Here is an 18,601-nt window from a genome sequence, read left to right on the forward strand (position 1 = left end):
TCGACGGATAGGCGGAGTGTGTCTGGTGAGACCAGACCACTCCGCCTCGTCATTTCTTGCGGGGGCGGAGCCCCCGCGCCCCGCCCCGGGGGACTTCGTCCCCCGGACCCCCTGATGGGTGGGCTCGTGAATCAGGCCGAGCAGCTTCCTGGGATCCACAGTGTTGCCGGGCTCTGGAGGGCTTGTACGGGGTTTCCCCACGGAGCTCTGGGAAAGGGTGACAACCAAGTAACCTCTGCGTAGCTTTGAGAGCGTTCTCAACCTATGGAGGTGCTTGATGTCGCCGTCGAAGAAGATGATCGGCATGGTGGCAATGGTCGCTTGTCTTGTGGTGCCGTGGGCGACGGCCGCGCACGGGGCGCCGGAGGCCGAGGCGGCCGCCGCTGCGGTGCCGGCCACCATCCCGCTGACCGTCACCAACAACTCGGACCGGGGTGACCAGGTCTACCTGTACATCCTCGGCGAGCGCAACGGGGACATGGGGTACTCCGACGCGTCGGGGACCTTCCACCCGTGGCCCGACGCCGGAACGACTCCCAGCCCGGCCCCCGATGCCTCGATCGCGGGCCCGGCACGCGGGCAGTCCAAGACGATCCAGCTGCCGAAGCTGTCCGGCCGCGTGTACTTCAGCTACGGCCAGAAGATGACGTTCCAGGTCGTGCTCGACGGGCGCCTGGTGCAGCCGGCGGTGCAGAACCCGTCGGACCCCAACCGGAACATCATGTTCAACTGGACCGAGTACACGCTCAACGACTCGGGCCTGTGGATCAACAGCACCCAGGTCGACTTCTTCTCGGCCCCGTACCAGACCGGCCTGAAGACGTCGTCGGGCGAGGTGCGAAGCACCGGCATGCTCAAGCCGAACGGCTTCCAGAACGTCGTGAACAGCCTGAACGGCCAGTCCGGCTGGAGCGATCTGGAGCACACCGCGTCCAACGGCTCGGTGCTGCGTGTCATGTCTCCCGGCCACGCGATCGGCGAGGGCAAGATCTCCGCCGGCGTGATGCAGGCCTACGTCGACGCCGTCTGGTCGAAGTACAGCTCCGCGACGATGACCGTCGTCCCGTACGCCAACGAGCCCGCGCGGAAGTTCTTCGGCAGGGTGTCGGGCAACACCATGACCTTCACGAACACCTCCGGTGCGCAGGTGGCGAGCTTCAACAAGCCGTCCGCGGCCTCGATCTTCGGGTGCGCGGGTGACCTCCCGGCCCCGAACAACGACATCGGCGCCATCTCCCGCACGCTCTGCGCCGGGCTCAACCGCTCGACGCTGCTGCTCGGCGAGACCCACCCGGGCCCGTCGAAGGACACGTTCTACCAGGACTCGCGCACGAACTACTACGCGAAGTACGTGCACCAGCAGATGGCCGACGGCAAGGCGTACGCGTTCGCGTTCGACGACGTCGAGGCCCAGGAGTCCCTGGTCCACGACGGCAACCCCACGGCCGCGTACATCCAGCTCGACCCGTTCGCGGGGACGGCGACGCCGATCAGCGGCAGCGGCGGCGGTACGACGACGCCGCCCGCCACGTCCCTGCCGCAGGGTACGGGCGCCATCAAGGCGGCCAACGGGATGTGCGTGGACGTGCCGTGGGCCGACGCGACGGACGGCAACCAGGTCCAGATCGTGAACTGCACGTACAACACCGCGCAGACGTGGACGCGGTCGGGGAACACCATCTCGGCGCTCGGGAAGTGCCTCGACGTGGCCGGTGCCGGCACGGCGGACGGCACCAAGGTCCAGCTGTGGACGTGCAACGGCACGGGCGCGCAGAAGTGGACCTACGACAGCGGGTCGCAGCAGCTGAAGAACTCGGGCTCGGGCAAGTGCCTGGCGGTTGTCGGCGGCACGCTCCAGGACGGCCAGAAGCTGGAGATCCGCACCTGCTCCACGGCCCAGGCGCAGCGCTGGACCTTCTGAGCTGAGCCGTACCGATGAGCGGTCGTGATCCGTGCCGGCAGCCAGAGCCTGGCTGCGGCGGATCACGGCCGCTCGCTCGTGTCCCCGGGTGTCTCCGGTGAGTCCCACTCCGACAACTGGTCCGAATGCGCCCCCGTGTGCGATTGTGGGTGACACGAGGACCGGAGAGCTCGGTCCGTCGTTCCGACCACGGAGGAACTCGTGAAGAAGTTGCTCGTCCTGATCCTGGCTGCCGGCGCGGGCTACGTCCTGTGGCGCAAGCTCAACGAGGACGCCGAGGGACGTGACCTCTGGTCCGAGGTCACCGACACCGTCGAGTAATATATGCGGGGCGTCGCCCAGCGACGCTTCCGTGCGGGGCCATGGCGCAATTGGTAGCGCACCTGCTTTGCAAGCAGGGGGTTAGGGGTTCGAGTCCCCTTGGCTCCACCTGGTGAGGCCGTCGATCCGCAGATCAGCGGCCTTTCGCGTTCCTCGCAAGGCATCGACGAAGAGAGCGATGCATGAGGATGACACGGTTCCTGACACGATTGCGGCGCCCGTGGGTGCCCATGGACGACGACGGTTGCGCGCGTGAGGTGGTCGCGGCCGTACTCGTGAACGACATGAGCACGACACCCGACGACGAACAGCGCCCCCGGCTGGACCGCACTCCGATGTGGACCCTGGAAGAGCTGTGTGCCCTGGTGCGCACGACGCCGGCCACCGTCCACACGTGGCGCAAGCGCGGCACCGGGCCGCGGGCGTACAAGGTCGGGCGGCACCTGCTGTTCGCGGAGTCGGACGTGGCCGAGTGGCTGGAGTCGTGCGCGGCGGCGGCCGAGGCGGACACGGACCGGCCGGACCGCGAACCGGGCTCCGCACGTGACGGGTCGGGGTGGTGACTCGTGGGCAAGCAGAAGCTGGCACCGGGCGAGCACGGCGAGATCTTCCTGCAGCAGACCGCACCCGACAAGTGGCGGGCCCGGACGCGGCTCTGTCTGTGGGATGGCTCAGAGACGTGGGTGTCCCGCAACGCGTCGTCGAGCGACGTGGCGCGGCTCAAGGTGCAGCGAGGTGTGACGGAGCGGCTGAGCGCCGCGCGCGGCTCGGAGGATCTGAAGCCGACGTCGAAGGTCGGGCTTGCGTGTCGGCAGTGGATCGACGAGATGCGGGTGCGGACGTCGTGGCCGAACCCGCCGATGCGCGCTCAGACCGTGGACGAGTACGAGCGGGTGATCGACAGGCACGTGATCCCGGCGATGGGCAACACGAAGCTGAACCAGCTGACCCCGGCGTCGTGCCAGTCGTTCCTGGACTCGCTGCTGAAGAAGGGCGAGGGCGGGAAGAACAGCATGATCGTGACGACCAGGCAGGCGCGCAACGCGATGAACCAGGTGCTCGACCGTGCCGTCATCCATGACGCGCTGCGGGACAACCCGATGCGCAAGACGATCGCTCCGGCGAAGACGAAGCCGACGCCGCGCGCGATCACCGCGCTGGAGGTGGGACGACTGCGGGCAGCGGTCCGGGCCTGGGAGAAGTGGCGGCAGGACAGGTCCGGTCCGAAGCCGACGGGTCACTTGCGGGTGGCGGTCGATGTGATGCTTGGCGCAGGCCTGCGGATCGGAGAGGTCATGGCGCTGTGCTGGGGCGAGGTGAACCTCTCCCCTGACGGGCTGCCGACGATCACGGTCGAGGCGACCCTGACCGACGTCAAGGGACAGGGCGTGGTGCGGCAGGCGATGCCGAAGACCTCCGCAGGGGAGCGAACCATCATCATCCCGCCGTTTGCCGCCGAGGCGCTGAACTCGATCCGTCCCGCCGAGACGACCGCGGAGATGCCGGTCTTCCCGGGTCGGCTGTACAAGGACGGCCGCAACGCCCGGCGCCCCGTCTCGACACACAACCTCCGCCGGATGCTGCGGAGCGCACTGGATCTGGCGGACATGAAGGGCGAGGTGCACCCCCACCTGCTGCGTTCGACGGTGGCGACCCAGGTCGCGCGGAAGATGAGCCCGGCCGACGCCGCTTCGCTGCTGGGGCATGCGATCGACGCCGGAGTAACGAGCAGGCACTACATCGAGCGGCTGCGGCTGGCGCCGGACACGTCGGCGGTGCTGCAGGCGATGGTCGAGATCGGTGACGGGGAAGCGCGCCGGGAGGCGGAGGAGGAAGCCGTCGGAACAACAGCGGTTCTTACCAGAGTCGGGGCCGGTCGTCACTGACGTCGTCACCCTGCGCTCCCACGGCCTTGCGTCGTCGGAGCGCGGGGTGACGCTTGTGGAGAGCGGCGTGGATCGCCGTGCACAGATGGTCGAGGCTCTCGGAGGCATGGTGCAGGCGAGCGAGGTCAATGGTGGTGGCGTGCTCGGCCAAGGCGTCGGGGTCTGCGGCTCTGATCCAGCTGTCGAGGTGGGTCAGGGCCTTGGAGAGCGGTCGGTGCGTGGCCGGAGCCGCAACGGGCTCGGCATCGTCGGATGGCTCATGCACCCGACGTCGCGGCCGGGGCTGTGCGAGTGCGGCGCGGGCGACGGCGGCCAGGTCGGCAGTGTCGATCTGGCCGTCGTCGGTCCCGAGCTCATCGTTCGTCGCGGCGTGTTCCGTGATCGCGGCGCTGATGCGCTTCCATTCCTTCTCCGGGGAGGTGTGACCGGCCGTGATCTCCTTCCAGGCGGCCGTTGCCATGGCGCGGATGTGGACGGGCAGCTCTGGGTCTTGGCGGGCGTCCTTGATCCGGCCGGCGTGTTCGAGGCGGGTGTAGGACTTCCTGCCCGTGACCATTTGGGCCGCCTTCGCACGCGAGTCGCCGTGCTGTCCCGGTGGGTGTTCGTCCTGCTGGCGCGGTACCGCCGATTCGGCGGAGCCCGCGGCGTCCCTTTTACGGCTGGCCTTCGTGCTGTTGCGCTCGGAGGCGTGGAAGCGGGTGGCGCGCTGTCGCTGGGCTGCTTGTTCTGCCTCGATGCTCTTGTACTCGCGGTACAGCGCCTCTTCGGCCGTCAGGTCGAGCGGCTCGCGGATCGTGTTCTCGTCTTGTTCGGCGATCAGGTCGCGCAGCCCGGCCGAGGCGCGCCGGACGAATACCGGCACGGTCTTCCATCCGAGCCCGCGGACGGCTTCCAGCCGTCGCCACCCGCACAGCAGGTGTCCGTCCGGGGTGACGGTGATCGGGCAGAGCAGTCCGATCCGTGCGATGGAGTCCTGCAGGGTTTCGAGGTCGCCGACCTCGCGGCGGTGCCGGTGCCCGACGGTGATGGAGTCCACGGCGCGGTCGAGCCGCGACCCGTCGGCGGTTTCATGCGGCATGGTCGACCTCCCGGGTATTGACGTTGCGTGGCGGGGTCAGGTCGTGGGCGTCCTCGATGATGATCCGCCGGGGCGCGTCGCCGGCCAGGAGCCGGTGGAGCAGCCCCGTGCGGGCAGAGCTTCCCAGCGTCACGGCCAGGAGACGTGACCAGGCACGCTGATCGAGATCGAGAGCGGCCAGGATCTGCCGGTCCTTGCGCAGTCGCTGCCGCGCGGCGGACATCGACCCGGCCTCGGTGAGGGCCGCGATGATGTGGTCCAGACCGAGGCGCACGACGTCGTCGGGCCAGCCGACAGCGGCGAGCACGGCGACGGCCGCCCGCGTCGCGGTCCGGACCCGGTGGACGGCGGCGGCGGTGGCGGGGTCGGGTTCGGGCGCGAAGACCGTTGCGGTGCTCGATGTCGAGAGAGCGGATTCGAGCCAGGGGGATGGTTCGGAGCTGGTCGGCGATGTCGGAGCGGACGGGTCTCCGATCCGCCACGCTGCCGGCAGGTCGGTGCGAGCCAGCAGGCGGCGGGCCCGGTCGCGAGAGCAGAGCAGATCGTTGGCACGGGCCTCGGCTCGAAGTGTTCGGGCCACGGCGGTCGTCACCATGGCCCAGGGGTTCCGTGCGCGTCGCACGGCCGGGGTGCGGAGTACCTCGAACGCCGCGACGGCCGCGTCATGCGGGGTCAGGTGGTGCTTACGTGCGAGGTGCTCGTACCGGGTGGCGCAGAAGGCGAGCAGATTCGCAGCCTCCTGGGACGTCGCCCACGCATCAGGGCCTCCCGCTGCCATGTGTTCGAGAAGCGCGCGGAGCCCGTCTGACGTGGCGAAATCCGGGTCGGTGCCGGAGGCTGCGAGCCCGGTCATGAGCCGTGCTCGTTCGTCGTCGGAGCAGCGGAAAGTGCCGGCGGGCTGCTGATCGGGATGGCGGTCCGGCCCAGCCGTCCGGTCCGCGCCCGTGACCTCGGTGCGCATCGCTGATCGATTCCACTCCAGGCCCTCTGGGAGGGCCTGATGCGCATTACAGTAGCCGGGCAGGGCGTGTTGCGCAATACCTGCGCAACTGCGTCGTGAGTGTTGATGATATGCGCGTTCGGCGTAGTGTGATCGCATGCGCATCCTTCCGAACGAGCGCGTGCCCGAGCCCGACGGGCCACAAGACTCGCCTCACCCGCAATCCGGCAGCGCAGCCGGAATCGTGAACGCTGCTGCCAGTAGTGACCCGTCGGACTGGTCACGCACCTGGACCGCGAGAATCGGCGAACGACTTCGCGCCGCCCGCCTGGCAGCTGGGCTCTCGACCCAGCAAGTTGCCGATCGGACCGCAGAACTTGGCTACCCCATGGCACGCGCGAGCATCGGGAACCTGGAGACCCGCCCCCGGGAGAAGATCTACCTCCAGGACATCACCGTCCTGGCCGCCGCACTCGGCGTCTCCCCGATGGAGATCCTGTACCCGCTCGACGTCGACGTCTCGCGCAGTGCCACTCCTACCCCGGTGGGTGTCGTCCGCCGCGGTGTGCTGAGGAACAGCAGCATGGAGATGCTCCCCGGGCGCGTCGAGCGAGCACCGGCAGCGGCTGGCTGGTTCACCGGCGGCTACGGTCGCATCCTGGAAGCCCGCCTCGCGGCCATCACCGCCTATGGAAAGTTCGAAGCCCGCTTCGCGCTGCTGTCGATGCTCAACGAGGAAAGCAAGGCCGGCACTCTGGCTGCACGCCTCCACGGTCCGGACGCCCCATCACCTGCCGCCCTCCTGAACGTGCTGTGGATGGAGGTCTACGACCTCGCCCGCTGGGCACTCGACGCGATCGAAGCCCACGACAACCTTGCGGCAACAGCTGGCGACCCGCGCGCCGCCGTCGATGACCGGGAGCGCGCACTGATCGACCGGAGCGTGTCTTCCCGGCCACCCGGATACATCGCCGACCCACATAAGCGCCCCTTCCTCCAGGGCGCACTGACCGTCGGCGTCCCCGAACCAGGCGGCACGCCCTACTACCTCCAGGACGCACCCGACGACCGCTGGACCCCGGCCGACCTCACCCGCCCGGCGACAGCCTACGGAGCGACTGAGCCCGACCGCGGGCGATCACGTCCTGCCCCGACCGGGCATGAATCCCGGCGTAATCAGCCCCCGCCCTCGTTCGACTGGCCGACGGGACCCAGCGCACCCGAATACCACGGACCCGATCTGTAGGCAGCGAATTGCCTCGTCGAGGATCTACAGCAGATCAAGGTACTGTCGTCGGGCCTTCATCGCGTGGATGATCAGTTCTTCGCCGGAGTCGAAGACCAGGACGACGAGTTCGAGCGCGCGTCCGGAGTCGTCAAACCCGATCCAGAGCCACCGGCGTGGATCGTCCTCGTCGTCCAACGGAGCCTTGTACGCCGGGCTCCGAGCCGCGCTCAGGACAGCGGCCTCGTTGAGCCGGTCACGGGAGAAGTGCTTGCGTGCGGAGTTGTGAAGCCTCACGCGACGTGCGCCCAGGCACGTACCGCGGCGCGAATCGCCTCCGACCGGTTCGCCAGCCCTTCCTCCTCGGCCCTCTTCATCAGCGCCGCCAGCGTCGGGCCGTCCAGGCGCACCGGAACCACCGTCCCGGGACCCTCTCCGGCGGTCGGGCGCCCACGACGACGCAGCGTGGCGGTGTCATACCCGGCTTCCGCCTCGTCGGCCCACGCCTGGATCTGCTCGTCGCTCACGGGCTTGCCGTGGATCTTCCGCTGACTCATACCCAATACCGTATACGTAAATGTCGTTGCGGGGAAGCCTGGACGCGAGTTGCGGATGGCGTACCTGGCGGGGGCGCACGCGATGGTGAGAGGTCTCACGAGACATCGATGCGACAGGGATGCTGCGCTCGCGCTGTGTTCGGGCTGGTGGTGGCGGGATTGGATGGAGGGGTTCGATGGACAGGCTCTGAGTCGCCGGTTGGCGGCCGGAGCCTGAAGTTCAACCCGAGCTAGGGAGTGCACGCATGACCGTCATCACCCCGTCGGCGCTGATCCGCGTCGACCTGCCCGAGGCGTTCGACCCGCGTTGGTCGCGCCTTCCCGGCATTGAGGTCGAGGGGACCCGGATCACCCTCGACCCCGCGCAGTACTTCTTCCGGTTCGACGAGGCGTCGTGGCTCGTCGTGGATTGGGACCTGGTCCGTGACGAGTTGCTGCCCGTCACGGAGACGGTTGACGAGGCGCTGGAGCAGACCGCTTTGCGGTTCATCAAGGCCCACGCCCGCACGACGACGGACGCCGCGGAGGTGCTGCGGATCGCCTGGGAGGTGTACTCGTACGTGTTCCGGGACGAGCTCCTGCCGGTCGCGGGCCTGGAGGAGATCGGGCCCGACGAGCTCGCGATGCTTCGTCAGGCGGCCACGCTGATGGCGCTGAACAAGGTGAGGGAGGACGGGTCGATCGTGAACGTGGGCCCGTGTTGGTTCTTCCCCGCTGCGACGCAGGTCGTGTTCGACGTGTCCGAGGCGAAGGGCAACCTGATCGACGAGGTGTACCACTCGACGTGGTTCAACGAGTCGCGGCGGGTGGAGTCGGTCAAGGCGCATGCTGCGCTCGGTGGCCGGCTGGTGCACGGCTGCCAGTCCTCGCCGAACCAGTCCGGCGGCGCGCTGGTGCCGTACGGGGCGTCGATCGACCGGTTCCGCGACGAGCTGGCTGGCTTCCGGGACGGCTGGCTGCAGGCTGTCTACGATTGCCGCGTCGGCGGCTGACCTGACCTGGACGAACGGAGCGATCCCTTGAATCCCACGGACGCGACCGCCGTGCTGCCCGACCTCCTGGCGACGGCGAGTTTGCCGGACCGGTATGCCCGCCGACCTATCCGGGTCTGGGCGCGGTCTGGGGTCGAGAGGCTGGTGTTCGACGGCGGCATGTCCGTGGTGTTCAAGTACGCGGAATACCCGTTCGACAACGAGGATCACGTTCTGGTGGAGGCCGCGGGGGCGGGGCTGCCCGTCCCTGCGGTCCACGCCTCGGCGCACCGGGACGGGCTGCTGGCCATGCTCATCGAGGACCTCGGCGACGCACGACGGCAGGCGGACCTGGACGACGGCGCCCGCGCCGCCGTCGAACTTCACGCCGTACCCACCCTGCCAGGCCTGTCCCGGCTCGGCCGTACCGAGCTGGCTGCACTCCCAACGTCGGCTGCCGGGATCCTGGGACGATTTGACCTGCCCGACGACGTCCGCGCCGGCCTGGACTCCCTGGTCGCTGCCGCGGACGCGCGAGCCGAGGGCGCCGAGCTGGCCCCGTTCGGCCTCGTTCACTCCGAGTTCCACCACACGTCCCTGCACGTCACGGACGAAGGGGTGCGGGTCCTGGACCTGGCCCGCGCGTTCGTCGGTCCGGGCCTGCTGGACCTGGCGTCTTGGCACGGCACCATTGACGCCCCCGACGTCGAACGCGTGCGGGAACTGATCGACCTGTACCGCGGTCAGGGCGGGGCGCCGTCGGCGGCCGAGGACCGCGGCGGTCTGGACGCGGCATCGTGGGCGCTGGGCTGGCATCGGGTCTGGGCAGCGGAGTGGTTCGCCCAGCAGCTTGACCTCGGCTGGGCCGACGGTGCCGAGGACGCATGGCTCACGGCAATTAGCCGGCACCTGATCGAGGCCGCTGGCCTCCTGAAGGTATGAGCCCGCCGGGACGACTCGAACTGACTCGCGTACCCGGCGTCGGCCCCGACGCGGCGATCCTCGGCGCGCTGCGTGGCGCGGTGGTCTTGGAGATCGGCTGCGGCAGCGGCCACAACCTGGCCCACCTCGTCGACCGGCACGGCGCCGTGGGGATCGGCATCGACCACGACCCGGCCAAGGTTGAACGTGCCCGCTCGCTCTACGGGCATGTCCCCGGTCTGCGGTTCGTGCTCGGCGACGCCGTCGACGAGCTGGGGCGTCTCGGACCAGATGCGGCCGACGTCGTCATCTCGATCTTCGGCGCCCTCTCGTTCACCGATGACCTGCGACCGCTGCTGGCCGCATGCGGTCGGGTATTGCGCCCAGAGGGACGGTTCCTGGTCACCATCCGTGCCGGTGAACACCACGATCAGGTGACCCTGCTCCGGCGGGACAGCAGTTGATCTGGCTGGTCCGTGGCGATGGGACGTCGCCCGCTGGGCCACACTGGTGTGCGGAAAGAAGCCGGATCGAAGGAGAAGACGGATGCCGACGGAGAGCCGCGTGGAGTTCCGGTCGCTGGACGGGTTGAAGCTGGTCGGCGACGTCGTCGTGCCCGACCAGGAACCCCGCATCGGAGTACTGCTCGCGCACGGCCGGGGCGTGACCAGGCACGAGTCGGGCTTCTTCGACCGGATCGCCGAAGGCCTCGCAGCCGCCGGGATCGCCTCGCTACGGTTCGACCTGCGCGGTCACGGAGAGTCGGAGGGAACACAGGAGGACGTCACGCTTGCGGGTCTGCTCAACGATCTCCGGTCGGGTTTCGAGGTGCTGCGAGCGAAGACCGGCGTGGGGACGACGTCGCTGGTGGGACAGTCGTTCTCCGGCGGGGTGTGTGCGTACTACGCCGCCAAGCGGGCGGCGGAGGTGGAGCGGCTGGTGATGCTGTGCCCGAGGATCGACTACAAGGCACGAACGATCGACGGACGCCCGTACTGGATCGATGACCACCTCGACCAGGAGCACGCCGACCTGCTGTCTCGCGACGGATTCCTCCAGTATTCGGCGTCGTTCCGGCACGGCCGCGCGTTCCTGAACGAGGTGTTCTGGCTCCGCACGGAAACCGCACTCGGCGAGGTGACCGCGCCGACCCTCCTGGTCCACGGCGACGCCGACACCCAGGTGCCGATCGGCCCATCGAGGGACGCGATCAAGGAACTCAACGAGCAGTCCCGCATCCTGGAGATCCCGGGCGCCGGGCACGGCTTCTCCGTCGCCGGTGACAAGGCATACGTCCAGCCGCAGACGCTGGCCTGGCAGGCAGAGGTGATCGACACGATCACCGACTGGGTCTCCAAGAAGCCCTGACCGACGGCGCTTGGCCGTCGCTACGCTGTGACATGTCCACTCGCGGAGGGAGTCCGGAATGACCGGCAGCGATGAGACGACCGGGTCGCGCATCGCGACCTACCGCAAGCTCGCCGGCTACACCCAGCGCGAGTTCGCCGAGCACACGCACCTATCGCTCGGTGCGATCCGCAAGGTAGAACAGGGCGAACGACTCCCGACCTACGGATTCCTCAATACCGTCGCCCGTACCCTCGCGGTCAGCGTCGAGGAACTCACCGGGCAGCCGTACCGCGGCAAGGAACGCGCCGACGCCCGCGTCCACGCCCCGATCGCCGCGATCCGCGCGATCGCCCGGGCCTACGACCTGCCGCCACAATGGCGCCAGCAACCACGGCCGCTGGACCTGATCGCCCGCGACGTCGACCAGGCCGCCGTGTATCGCGCGGCAGCCCGGTATACGGCTCTGGGTGAGATGCTCCCGGCGCTCCTGGAGGAACTCACCGCGTGCGTGCACCAGCTCGACGGCAAGCTCCGGCGCCGCGCCGCCCGGCTCTTGGCGTCCTGCTACTACATGGCGTACTGCCTCGCGTACCGGCTGGGATACGTCGACCTCGCATCCCTCCTGGAAGACCGGCTCCACTGGGCATCCACGCTGGCCGACGACCCGCTGTCGATCGGCCTGTCGCGGTGGACCCGCGCCAACGGGTTCCAGGTCGCCAAGGACTACGACACCGGCCTGCTCGTCCTCGAACGGGCCTACGAGCAGCTCAGCGCCGACGTCGGAACCGACCCGTCCGCGGCCGCCGTCACCCTGCTGGGCAGCATCCGCCTGCGCCAGGTCACCCAGGCATCCCGCGCCCGCGACGAGAACGCCACCACCCACTACCTCGACGCCGCCCGCCAGCTCGCCACCCTCGTACCCGACGGTGTCGACCGCGTCCATTACCACTTGACCTTCGGCCCCGTGAACACCACGGTCCACGAGATCGCCGCGCAGATCGAACTCAAGCATCCCGAGGCCGCCGCCGAGCGAGCCAAGACCCTCAACCTGCCCGCCTCGATGCCACGTACCCGCCGCGGACACCACCTCATCGACGCCGCCCGCGCCTTCATCGCCGTCGGCGACCGCGACGCCGCACTCAACGCCCTGCAAGCCGCGCGGACGGTCGCACCCCAGCAGACGCGCTACCACCCCATGGCCCGTGAAGCCGTGCGCGTCCTGGCAGGCCAACACCGCAAGGCCGGCGAAGAAGTCCGCGCCCTGGCGGCCTGGATGGGATCGGCCACCACCGAGCCCGCCTGACCGCTGTCAACCGCACTGTCCACTCTGAAGTACCCCGGCGTGGGGTACTTCAGCCCTTGCGTCTCCCCGAGGCTGGTTTCGTCGGAAACCATCCTTCAAGGGGGAACGCATGGCAGTACAGGCCGCAGCGACGCTCCACCAGAACGACATCGAACGCCCCGACGTCCCGGTCGGCCGAGTCGCGGAGGACAGCGAACACGCCGTCGGCGACGTCGTCCTGAGCGGGAACGCCTACGGATATGCGGCGCACTTGGGAGAGGCCCCACGCGACGGGTCCGGACCTGAGCCCGTGGCGCCAGCCGCTACCCGACGTGTTGCGCTCGCCCGACGTCGCCGTGAGGTCTGCAAGACGCAGGAAGCGCTCGCGTTCGAGACCGGAGTACACCGCACCACCGTCGCCCGCTGGGAATCCGGGGAGACGACCCCGAGCCTGTGGGTGCGGCCCCGGATCGCCAACGCCCTGAACATCCCGATCGACGCCCTGCTCGCCCTGCTCGGAGCCGACGTCGAAACCGCGCGGAGTACCCGGGACCTGGCCGCATCGAGTGGGGAACCCACCAATTCGGTGGGGCCCTCCCCGTCGGCCAGCCCTGGTGACCGGAGGGCGGAACGATGACCACGCCCAGCGACAACCCCAACGCAGCACCCGCACTCGAACCCGGTCGCGGCGCGACGTCCGGCGCGTGGCCACGACCGACGGCGACGACCTCAACCGTCAGCATGACCGAGGTCCACCAGATCGTCGGACACGTCACCCGGGCGCAGATCGACGTGACCCAGATCGACATCCGAGCCATCGCAGGCTGGACCGGGGACGGACGCTGGATACGAGGCGTCCAGGTCCACATCGCCGTCGCCGACATGACCAGCGGCCGAACCCTCGCCGCCGACCTCCACCTGACCCGCTGCACCGACCGACGCTGGGCCTGGCACGGCTGGCACTGGCGCACCGGCGTCGTACCGATCCGATGCCTCGTCAAGGTCGAACCCACGCCCGAATTCCTCGCGGCGATGGCCAACAGCCTCGCCGCAAACATCATCCAGGAGCCGACGGGATGACCCGGCCTCCCCTGAAATTCCACCGGACTCGATCGATCGGAGCAACGTCATGCTGAACCATCTCGGCTCGCCCGGCCGCCCCGTCAGGGTCGTGTTCGTCAACATCGACGGCGTGATCGTGCCCGACTGCGGCAACCTGGTCCCGGATCTCACCCGGCGCGCGATCGCCGGCGCTCGGGCCCGGGGGATCAAGGTAGTGCTCACGTCCGATCGGCCCGTCGCGGGAACCCTGCCGGTCGGTGAGCAGCTCCGACTGGGCAGGGGTGATGCCTTCATCGCGTCGCGGGGTGCGGTAACCGCAGAGTTCACAGGGAGCGGGCGGCGGCCGTTCGTCATGGTGGACGAGCCGCGCGTCTTCGATCCGAAGAGCGCATTCGTCGTCGCGATGGCCGCCTACCCCGAAGTGCGGATGGCGATCGAGGAACCGGGCAAGGGCTGGTGGGTCAACCATGTCTTCGAGCCCGGCCTGCTGACCGGACGGCAGATGCGCGTACGGAACGAGAAGCGGCTGTGGGACACGCCCGTGACCCGCGCGGCGGTCCATGCCGAAGGGATCGTGGCGCTGCTCCCCGAGATCGCCGCCGCCGGCGTCACCACCCGTGCGGTGGGCGCCGACATGGTCGACATCGTCGGTGCGGCCGTGAGTACCGCGGGCGCGGCGGAGGCCCTTCGCATGAAGTGGGGAATCCCGCACCAGGACACCGCGGCGATCGGCAGCCAGGTCGACGACACACCGCTCTTGACACAGGTGCGCCATGCGGCAGTCCTCGACGATGCCGCCGACGAGGTGAAGGATCTCGCCGACGTCATTGTGCCGCCCCTGGACCTGCAGGGCGCCGCTACCTTCCTCGACTCGCTGACCCTCAGCACCCGGCCGCTGCTGACCGAGTCCCTCCCGACCCGGCCGAGAGCCCGATGAGCGTCCGGCGAGATCGTCCAGTGCAGATGTCTCGTGCTCAGGCACGGCAGGTCGGCGACCTGAACGAGCAGCTGCGCATCGCCACCTCTGGCCTCCCGATTCCCGAGTCCGCGCCGCGGATCTGGGTACGTCACGGCGAAGGCGTCCAGCTCGACCGCTGCGAACTATGGGGCCTGATCGGACAGCAGCCAGTCCTGGCGCGAATCTGCGAGTTGCCGGCCGGCATCGGCCTGCGCATGTCACTGGTTGCTCAGGCAGCACAGAACGCCGGATTCACCATCCCGACCACCGACCAACGACGCCGCGCTGCCTGGCGCCGGATCCAATTGCCCGCCACCGTCACGACGCCATGGTTCGAACTGACGCTGACGCTCGAACCGCCCCGTGACGCAGGCGCCTAAGCACACCGCCAGTCCTGCAACATAGCAGCCCCTCATCCCTCATCCCTCATCCCTCATCCCTCATCCCTCATCCCTCATCCCTCATCCCTCATCCCTCATCCCTCATCCCAACCGCACTCCCACTGTTCACGCCTCTTGCAGATCGAGGTGACGGCTCGGTAAACGCTGCACTCCTCCCTGGTGGGAGGTGCGCATCGGATGACGGTGTCGATGAACAAGATGTCGGCCGGGGACGGCTACAGGTACTTCATGAAGTCGGTCGCCGCCGCGGACGCCGACCGGCCGATGAGTACCCCGCTGACCCGCTACTACACCGAGACCGGCACCCCACCGGGCCGGTGGATGGGCTCCGGGGTCGCCGATCTCGGTTCCGACGCGCAGGGTCGCCTCCAGGTGGGGGACATCGTCACCGAGCTCCAGATGGCGCTGCTGGCGGGTAAGGGTCTGGATCCGATTACTGGCGACAAGCTCGGGCGCGCCTATCCGGCCTACGAGCCGGGTGCGGGTAAGACGGCGGTGGCGGGCTACGACTTCACGTTCTCCCTGCCCAAATCCGCATCGGTCCTGTGGGCGGTTGCCGATGCGGATCTGCAGGAGCAGATCGCGGCTGCCCATCACACCGCGATTGACGAGGTCTTCGCGCTCATGGAACGCGAACTCGCCGCCACGAGGGTCGGCGCCAAGGTCGCGGGCAACGCCATCAACCGGGCCGGCGAGGGCGGCGCGGTCGCCCAGGTCCCGGTCACCGGTCTGATCGCGATGGCGTTCGATCACTGGGACTCCCGGGCGAACGATCCGCACCTGCACACCCACGTCGTGATCTCGAACAAGGTCAAGACCGTGCTCGACGGGCGGTGGAGGTCCTTGGACGCTCGCGGCTTCTACGACGCGACCGTGGCCCTGTCCGAACTGCACGAAGCGATCGTGGCCGATCACCTGACCCGCATCCTCGGTGTCGAATGGGAACCGCGCAGCCGCGGGACCGACCGGAACCCGGCCTGGGCGATCGTCGGCGTGCCGCAGGAACTGGTCGAGTCGTTCTCGAGCCGGACCGGACAGATCGACGCCCGCACCGACGAACTCATCACCGAGCACCGCGCCAAGCACGGCCGCGCGCCGACCCGCAAGCAGATCGTGAAGTACCGCGCCCAAGCCACCCTGGAAACGCGCCCCGACAAGACACAGCACTCCCTGGCAGACCTGACGGCTCACTGGCGACACCGTGCGGGTCGGATCCTGGGCCGAGACCCGGCCGCCTGGGCGCGCCGCATCACCTCCCACAGCCACGCACGGACCCTCCAGGCCGCAGACGTTCCTCAGGACGTCATCGCCGACGTCGCCGCGACCGTGCTGATCGTGGTGGGGGACAAGAAGTCCACCTGGCGCCGTTGGAACGTCGTGGCTGAGGTTGCCCGGCAGACCAAGGGCTGGCGCTTCGCCAGCACCGAAGACCGGCTCGCGGTCACGATGGCGATCACCGACCGCGCCCTGGAAGGCTCGGTCCGGCTGACCCCGCCGGACATCGCCGCCACCCCGGCCGCGTTCCTCCGCGCGGATGGCACCAGCGTCCTGCGCCCCAAGGACTCGGCGGTCTTCACCTCCCAGACACTCCTGGACGCCGAAGAACGCCTCCTCAAGCGAGCTGGCACACGCACGGCACCGAGACTGGACCTCCCGGCCGTCGTCCAGGCAACCAAGGCCCGCGACGGAATCGCGCGAGGTGGTCGCCCGGTGCATGCTGTATCGCCGGGGCAGGCCGAAGCTGTTGCGCGCATCGCGGCCTCTGGCAGGCAGATCGACCTGCTGGTAGGCCCGGCCGGAGCCGGGAAGACCACCACGATGCGCACCCTACGAGCCGCCTGGGAACGCCAGCACGGGCGCGGCGCCGTGGTCGGGCTCGCGCCGTCCGCCGTCGCCGCCGAGGTGCTCGCCGATGACCTGGGAATCGGGTGCGAGAACACCGCCAAGTGGCTCCACGAACTCTTCCGAGGCCGAACCCGATTCACACAGGGGCAGCTCGTCATCGTGGACGAGGCCACCCTGGCCGGCACGCTCACCCTGGACCGGATCACCGCCCACGCCGCCGCAGCCGGAGCCAAGGTACTGCTGGTCGGGGACCCCGCCCAACTCCAGGCAGTCCAGGCCGGCGGTGCCTTCGCCCTCCTGACCGCCGAACGCGCCGCCGACGACGGCGCCCCGGAACTGGCAGAGGTGCACCGGTTCACCAACGAATGGGAGAAACGAGCCTCCCTCGCCCTCAGACACGGCCGCCCCGAAGCCATCGGCACCTACCTCGCCCACGACCGGGTCCACGACGGCGACACCGACCAGATGATCGAAGCCGCCTACGACGCCTGGCACCACGACCTCACCCAGGGCAAGGCCTCCGTCCTGGTCGCCAGCGATCGCGAGACCGTCCGTGTCCTGAACGAGCGAGCACGCGCAGAACGCCTCCAGAGCGGCGACACCGACCCGGGACGAGCTGTCCGTCTCGCGGACGGGCTCGAAGCCTCGGCCGGCGACGTGGTGATTACCCGTCGCAACGATCGGCGGCTACGCACGCGCAGCGGCGCCTGGGTCCGCAACGGCAGCCGGTGGACTGTCGCCCAAGTCCGGGACGACGGCGCCGTCGTCGTCCGACAGACCGGAGCGCCACACGGCCGGACAATCACCCTGCCCGCCGCCTACGCGGCCGAACACCTCGACCTCGGATACGCGATCACCACCCACCGCACCCAAGGCATCACCGTCGACACCGCACACCTGCTCGCCGCCCCCGGCATGACTCGCGAGCACCTGTACGTGGGCCTGACCCGCGGCCGGGAGAACAACACCGTGTACGTCGCCACCGACACCAGCGCCGACATCACCCCCGACGACTACCAGGAACCAAGCGCCCGCGCCATCCTCGCGGCGATCCTCAACACCAGCGGAACCGAGAAGGCCGCCACCCAGACCCGCCGCGACGAGCGCGAACGCTACGAGTCGATCGCGCAACTCGCAGCCGAATACGAGACCCTGGCCGCCGCCGCCCAACACGATCGCTGGACACGGCTACTGCACGACTCCGGCCTCACCCCCAGCGAGGTACAGCGGGTCGCCACCGCGCCTGCCTTCGGAGCACTCACCGCCGAACTACGCCGCGCCGAAGCTGACGGCTACACCCTCGAAACCGTCATGCCCGCACTGATCACGCAACGGAGCCTGGATGACACCGACGACCCAGCCGCGGTACTGCACCACCGGCTCGTCCACGCCACCGTCAGACCACGACACTCCAACGGGCTGACCTCGCACTTCGCTCGTCAGCCAGCGCGGGTGGCCGGCCTCATTCCCCGCGCGACCGGACCCATACCCGCCGAGTACGAGCAGGCGCTCCAAGAACGCGAACGGCGGATCGAAGAACGGTCAGACCACCTCGTTACTCGCGCCCAGCGGGATGGCGAGCCGTGGCTCGCGAGACTTGGACCCAAACCCACCCATCCGCATGGCCGTCACGCCTGGCACGCCGCCGCCAGGACCATTGCCGCCTACCGCGACCGATACGGCATCACGGGCGCGATTCCGATCGGAACGGGACTTGTGGCGACGACCGCCCAAGCCGCGGACCAGGCGCGTGCAGCGGCGGCGCTCCACGCCACTACGACATCGCCACCTGATATGCCATCGGTGGGGTTCGGCGTCGCGGAGCCGGCCCGCGGAGACGGCATCGGGCTGTGAGCCGCAGCATGGGAATGGCTGAGGACAAC

General features: G+C 69.1%; 19 protein-coding genes and 1 tRNA gene. 16 read left to right on the forward strand and 4 right to left on the reverse strand.

Translation table 11 applies throughout. The annotated features are described in order from the left end of the window. Positions 1–277: 277 nt before the first annotated feature. The 5 genes from ABD208_RS11225 to ABD208_RS11245 all read left to right on the forward strand — a co-directional run bounded on the left by ABD208_RS11225 (position 278) and on the right by ABD208_RS11245 (position 4,128). Positions 278–1,921 (forward strand): beta-1,3-glucanase family protein, encoded by a 1,644-nt coding sequence (locus ABD208_RS11225; RefSeq protein ID WP_344102681.1) that lies wholly within the window; start codon positions 278–280, stop codon positions 1,919–1,921. Between the two features lie 201 nt (positions 1,922–2,122). Then, complete coding sequence (locus ABD208_RS11230; protein WP_211341653.1) at positions 2,123–2,242, forward strand: DLW-39 family protein; 120 nt, start codon at positions 2,123–2,125, stop codon at positions 2,240–2,242. Positions 2,243–2,277: 35 nt separating this feature from the next. After that, positions 2,278–2,350: transfer RNA gene (locus tag ABD208_RS11235), tRNA-Ala, on the forward strand. A 74-nt stretch (positions 2,351–2,424) separates the two neighbouring features. Further along, the gene (locus tag ABD208_RS11240) at positions 2,425–2,805 is read left to right on the forward strand and encodes a helix-turn-helix transcriptional regulator (RefSeq protein WP_344102686.1); all 381 of its coding nucleotides are present in this window, start codon (positions 2,425–2,427) and stop codon (positions 2,803–2,805) included. Positions 2,806–2,808: 3 nt separating this feature from the next. Further along, positions 2,809–4,128 carry a tyrosine-type recombinase/integrase gene (locus tag ABD208_RS11245; RefSeq protein ID WP_344102688.1) on the forward strand — a complete coding sequence of 440 codons (1,320 nt, stop codon included), beginning with the start codon at positions 2,809–2,811 and terminating at the stop codon, positions 4,126–4,128. On the opposite strand, the gene ABD208_RS11250 is transcribed toward ABD208_RS11245, so the two are convergent. Then, entirely contained in the window at positions 4,100–5,206 is a 1,107-nt protein-coding gene (locus tag ABD208_RS11250) for a ParB N-terminal domain-containing protein (RefSeq protein WP_344102690.1), read from the reverse strand. The two genes, ABD208_RS11245 and ABD208_RS11250, sit on opposite strands and share 29 nt — an antisense overlap. After that, positions 5,196–6,059 carry a hypothetical protein gene (locus tag ABD208_RS11255; protein ID WP_344102692.1) on the reverse strand — a complete coding sequence of 288 codons (864 nt, stop codon included), beginning with the start codon at positions 6,057–6,059 and terminating at the stop codon, positions 5,196–5,198. The genes ABD208_RS11250 and ABD208_RS11255 overlap by 11 nt, the downstream gene beginning before the upstream one ends. Before the next feature lie 244 nt (positions 6,060–6,303). On the opposite strand from ABD208_RS11255, the gene ABD208_RS11260 reads away from it, so the two are divergent. Further along, complete coding sequence (locus ABD208_RS11260) at positions 6,304–7,392, forward strand: helix-turn-helix domain-containing protein (protein ID WP_344102694.1); 1,089 nt, start codon at positions 6,304–6,306, stop codon at positions 7,390–7,392. Between the two features lie 24 nt (positions 7,393–7,416). Here the strand turns inward: ABD208_RS11260 and ABD208_RS11265 are convergent, their stop codons facing one another. After that, positions 7,417–7,668, reverse strand: a complete 252-nt coding sequence (locus tag ABD208_RS11265) for a toxin (protein WP_425561099.1) — start codon at positions 7,666–7,668, stop codon at positions 7,417–7,419. Next, on the reverse strand, positions 7,665–7,928 hold the full coding sequence (locus tag ABD208_RS11270) for a ribbon-helix-helix domain-containing protein (protein WP_344102696.1): 264 nt from the start codon (positions 7,926–7,928) through the stop codon (positions 7,665–7,667). The genes ABD208_RS11265 and ABD208_RS11270 overlap by 4 nt, the downstream gene beginning before the upstream one ends. Before the next feature lie 245 nt (positions 7,929–8,173). Between ABD208_RS11270 and ABD208_RS11275 the strand changes: the two genes are divergently transcribed. The 10 genes from ABD208_RS11275 (at position 8,174) to mobF (ending at position 18,572) form a co-directional block, all read left to right on the forward strand. Further along, positions 8,174–8,920 (forward strand): hypothetical protein, encoded by a 747-nt coding sequence (locus ABD208_RS11275; RefSeq protein ID WP_344102698.1) that lies wholly within the window; start codon positions 8,174–8,176, stop codon positions 8,918–8,920. A 27-nt stretch (positions 8,921–8,947) separates the two neighbouring features. Continuing rightward, the gene (locus ABD208_RS11280) at positions 8,948–9,841 is read left to right on the forward strand and encodes an aminoglycoside phosphotransferase family protein (RefSeq protein ID WP_344102700.1); all 894 of its coding nucleotides are present in this window, start codon (positions 8,948–8,950) and stop codon (positions 9,839–9,841) included. Continuing rightward, the gene (locus tag ABD208_RS11285) at positions 9,838–10,284 is read left to right on the forward strand and encodes a class I SAM-dependent methyltransferase (RefSeq protein WP_344102702.1); all 447 of its coding nucleotides are present in this window, start codon (positions 9,838–9,840) and stop codon (positions 10,282–10,284) included. The genes ABD208_RS11280 and ABD208_RS11285 overlap by 4 nt, the downstream gene beginning before the upstream one ends. 82 nt (positions 10,285–10,366) lie before the next feature. After that, a complete protein-coding gene (locus ABD208_RS11290) occupies positions 10,367–11,188 on the forward strand; it encodes an alpha/beta hydrolase (RefSeq protein ID WP_344102704.1) in 822 nt (273 codons plus the stop codon). A gap of 58 nt (positions 11,189–11,246) precedes the next feature. Continuing rightward, positions 11,247–12,473, forward strand: a complete 1,227-nt coding sequence (locus ABD208_RS11295) for a helix-turn-helix domain-containing protein (protein ID WP_344102706.1) — start codon at positions 11,247–11,249, stop codon at positions 12,471–12,473. Between the two features lie 109 nt (positions 12,474–12,582). Next, positions 12,583–13,089 (forward strand): helix-turn-helix transcriptional regulator, encoded by a 507-nt coding sequence (locus ABD208_RS11300; RefSeq protein WP_344102708.1) that lies wholly within the window; start codon positions 12,583–12,585, stop codon positions 13,087–13,089. A 104-nt stretch (positions 13,090–13,193) separates the two neighbouring features. After that, on the forward strand, positions 13,194–13,532 hold the full coding sequence (locus tag ABD208_RS11305) for a hypothetical protein (protein WP_344102710.1): 339 nt from the start codon (positions 13,194–13,196) through the stop codon (positions 13,530–13,532). 49 nt (positions 13,533–13,581) lie between these two features. Next, positions 13,582–14,451 carry an HAD family hydrolase gene (locus ABD208_RS11310; RefSeq protein WP_344102713.1) on the forward strand — a complete coding sequence of 290 codons (870 nt, stop codon included), beginning with the start codon at positions 13,582–13,584 and terminating at the stop codon, positions 14,449–14,451. A 26-nt stretch (positions 14,452–14,477) separates the two neighbouring features. Next, a complete protein-coding gene (locus tag ABD208_RS11315) occupies positions 14,478–14,852 on the forward strand; it encodes a DUF1349 domain-containing protein (RefSeq protein WP_344102715.1) in 375 nt (124 codons plus the stop codon). 198 nt (positions 14,853–15,050) lie between these two features. After that, positions 15,051–18,572, forward strand: coding sequence for a MobF family relaxase (gene mobF / locus ABD208_RS11320; protein ID WP_344102718.1), 3,522 nt, complete (start codon positions 15,051–15,053; stop codon positions 18,570–18,572). Positions 18,573–18,601: the final 29 nt, after the last annotated feature.

The organism is Myceligenerans crystallogenes, assembly GCF_039529775.1.
GTDB lineage: Bacteria > Actinomycetota > Actinomycetes > Actinomycetales > Cellulomonadaceae > Myceligenerans > Myceligenerans crystallogenes.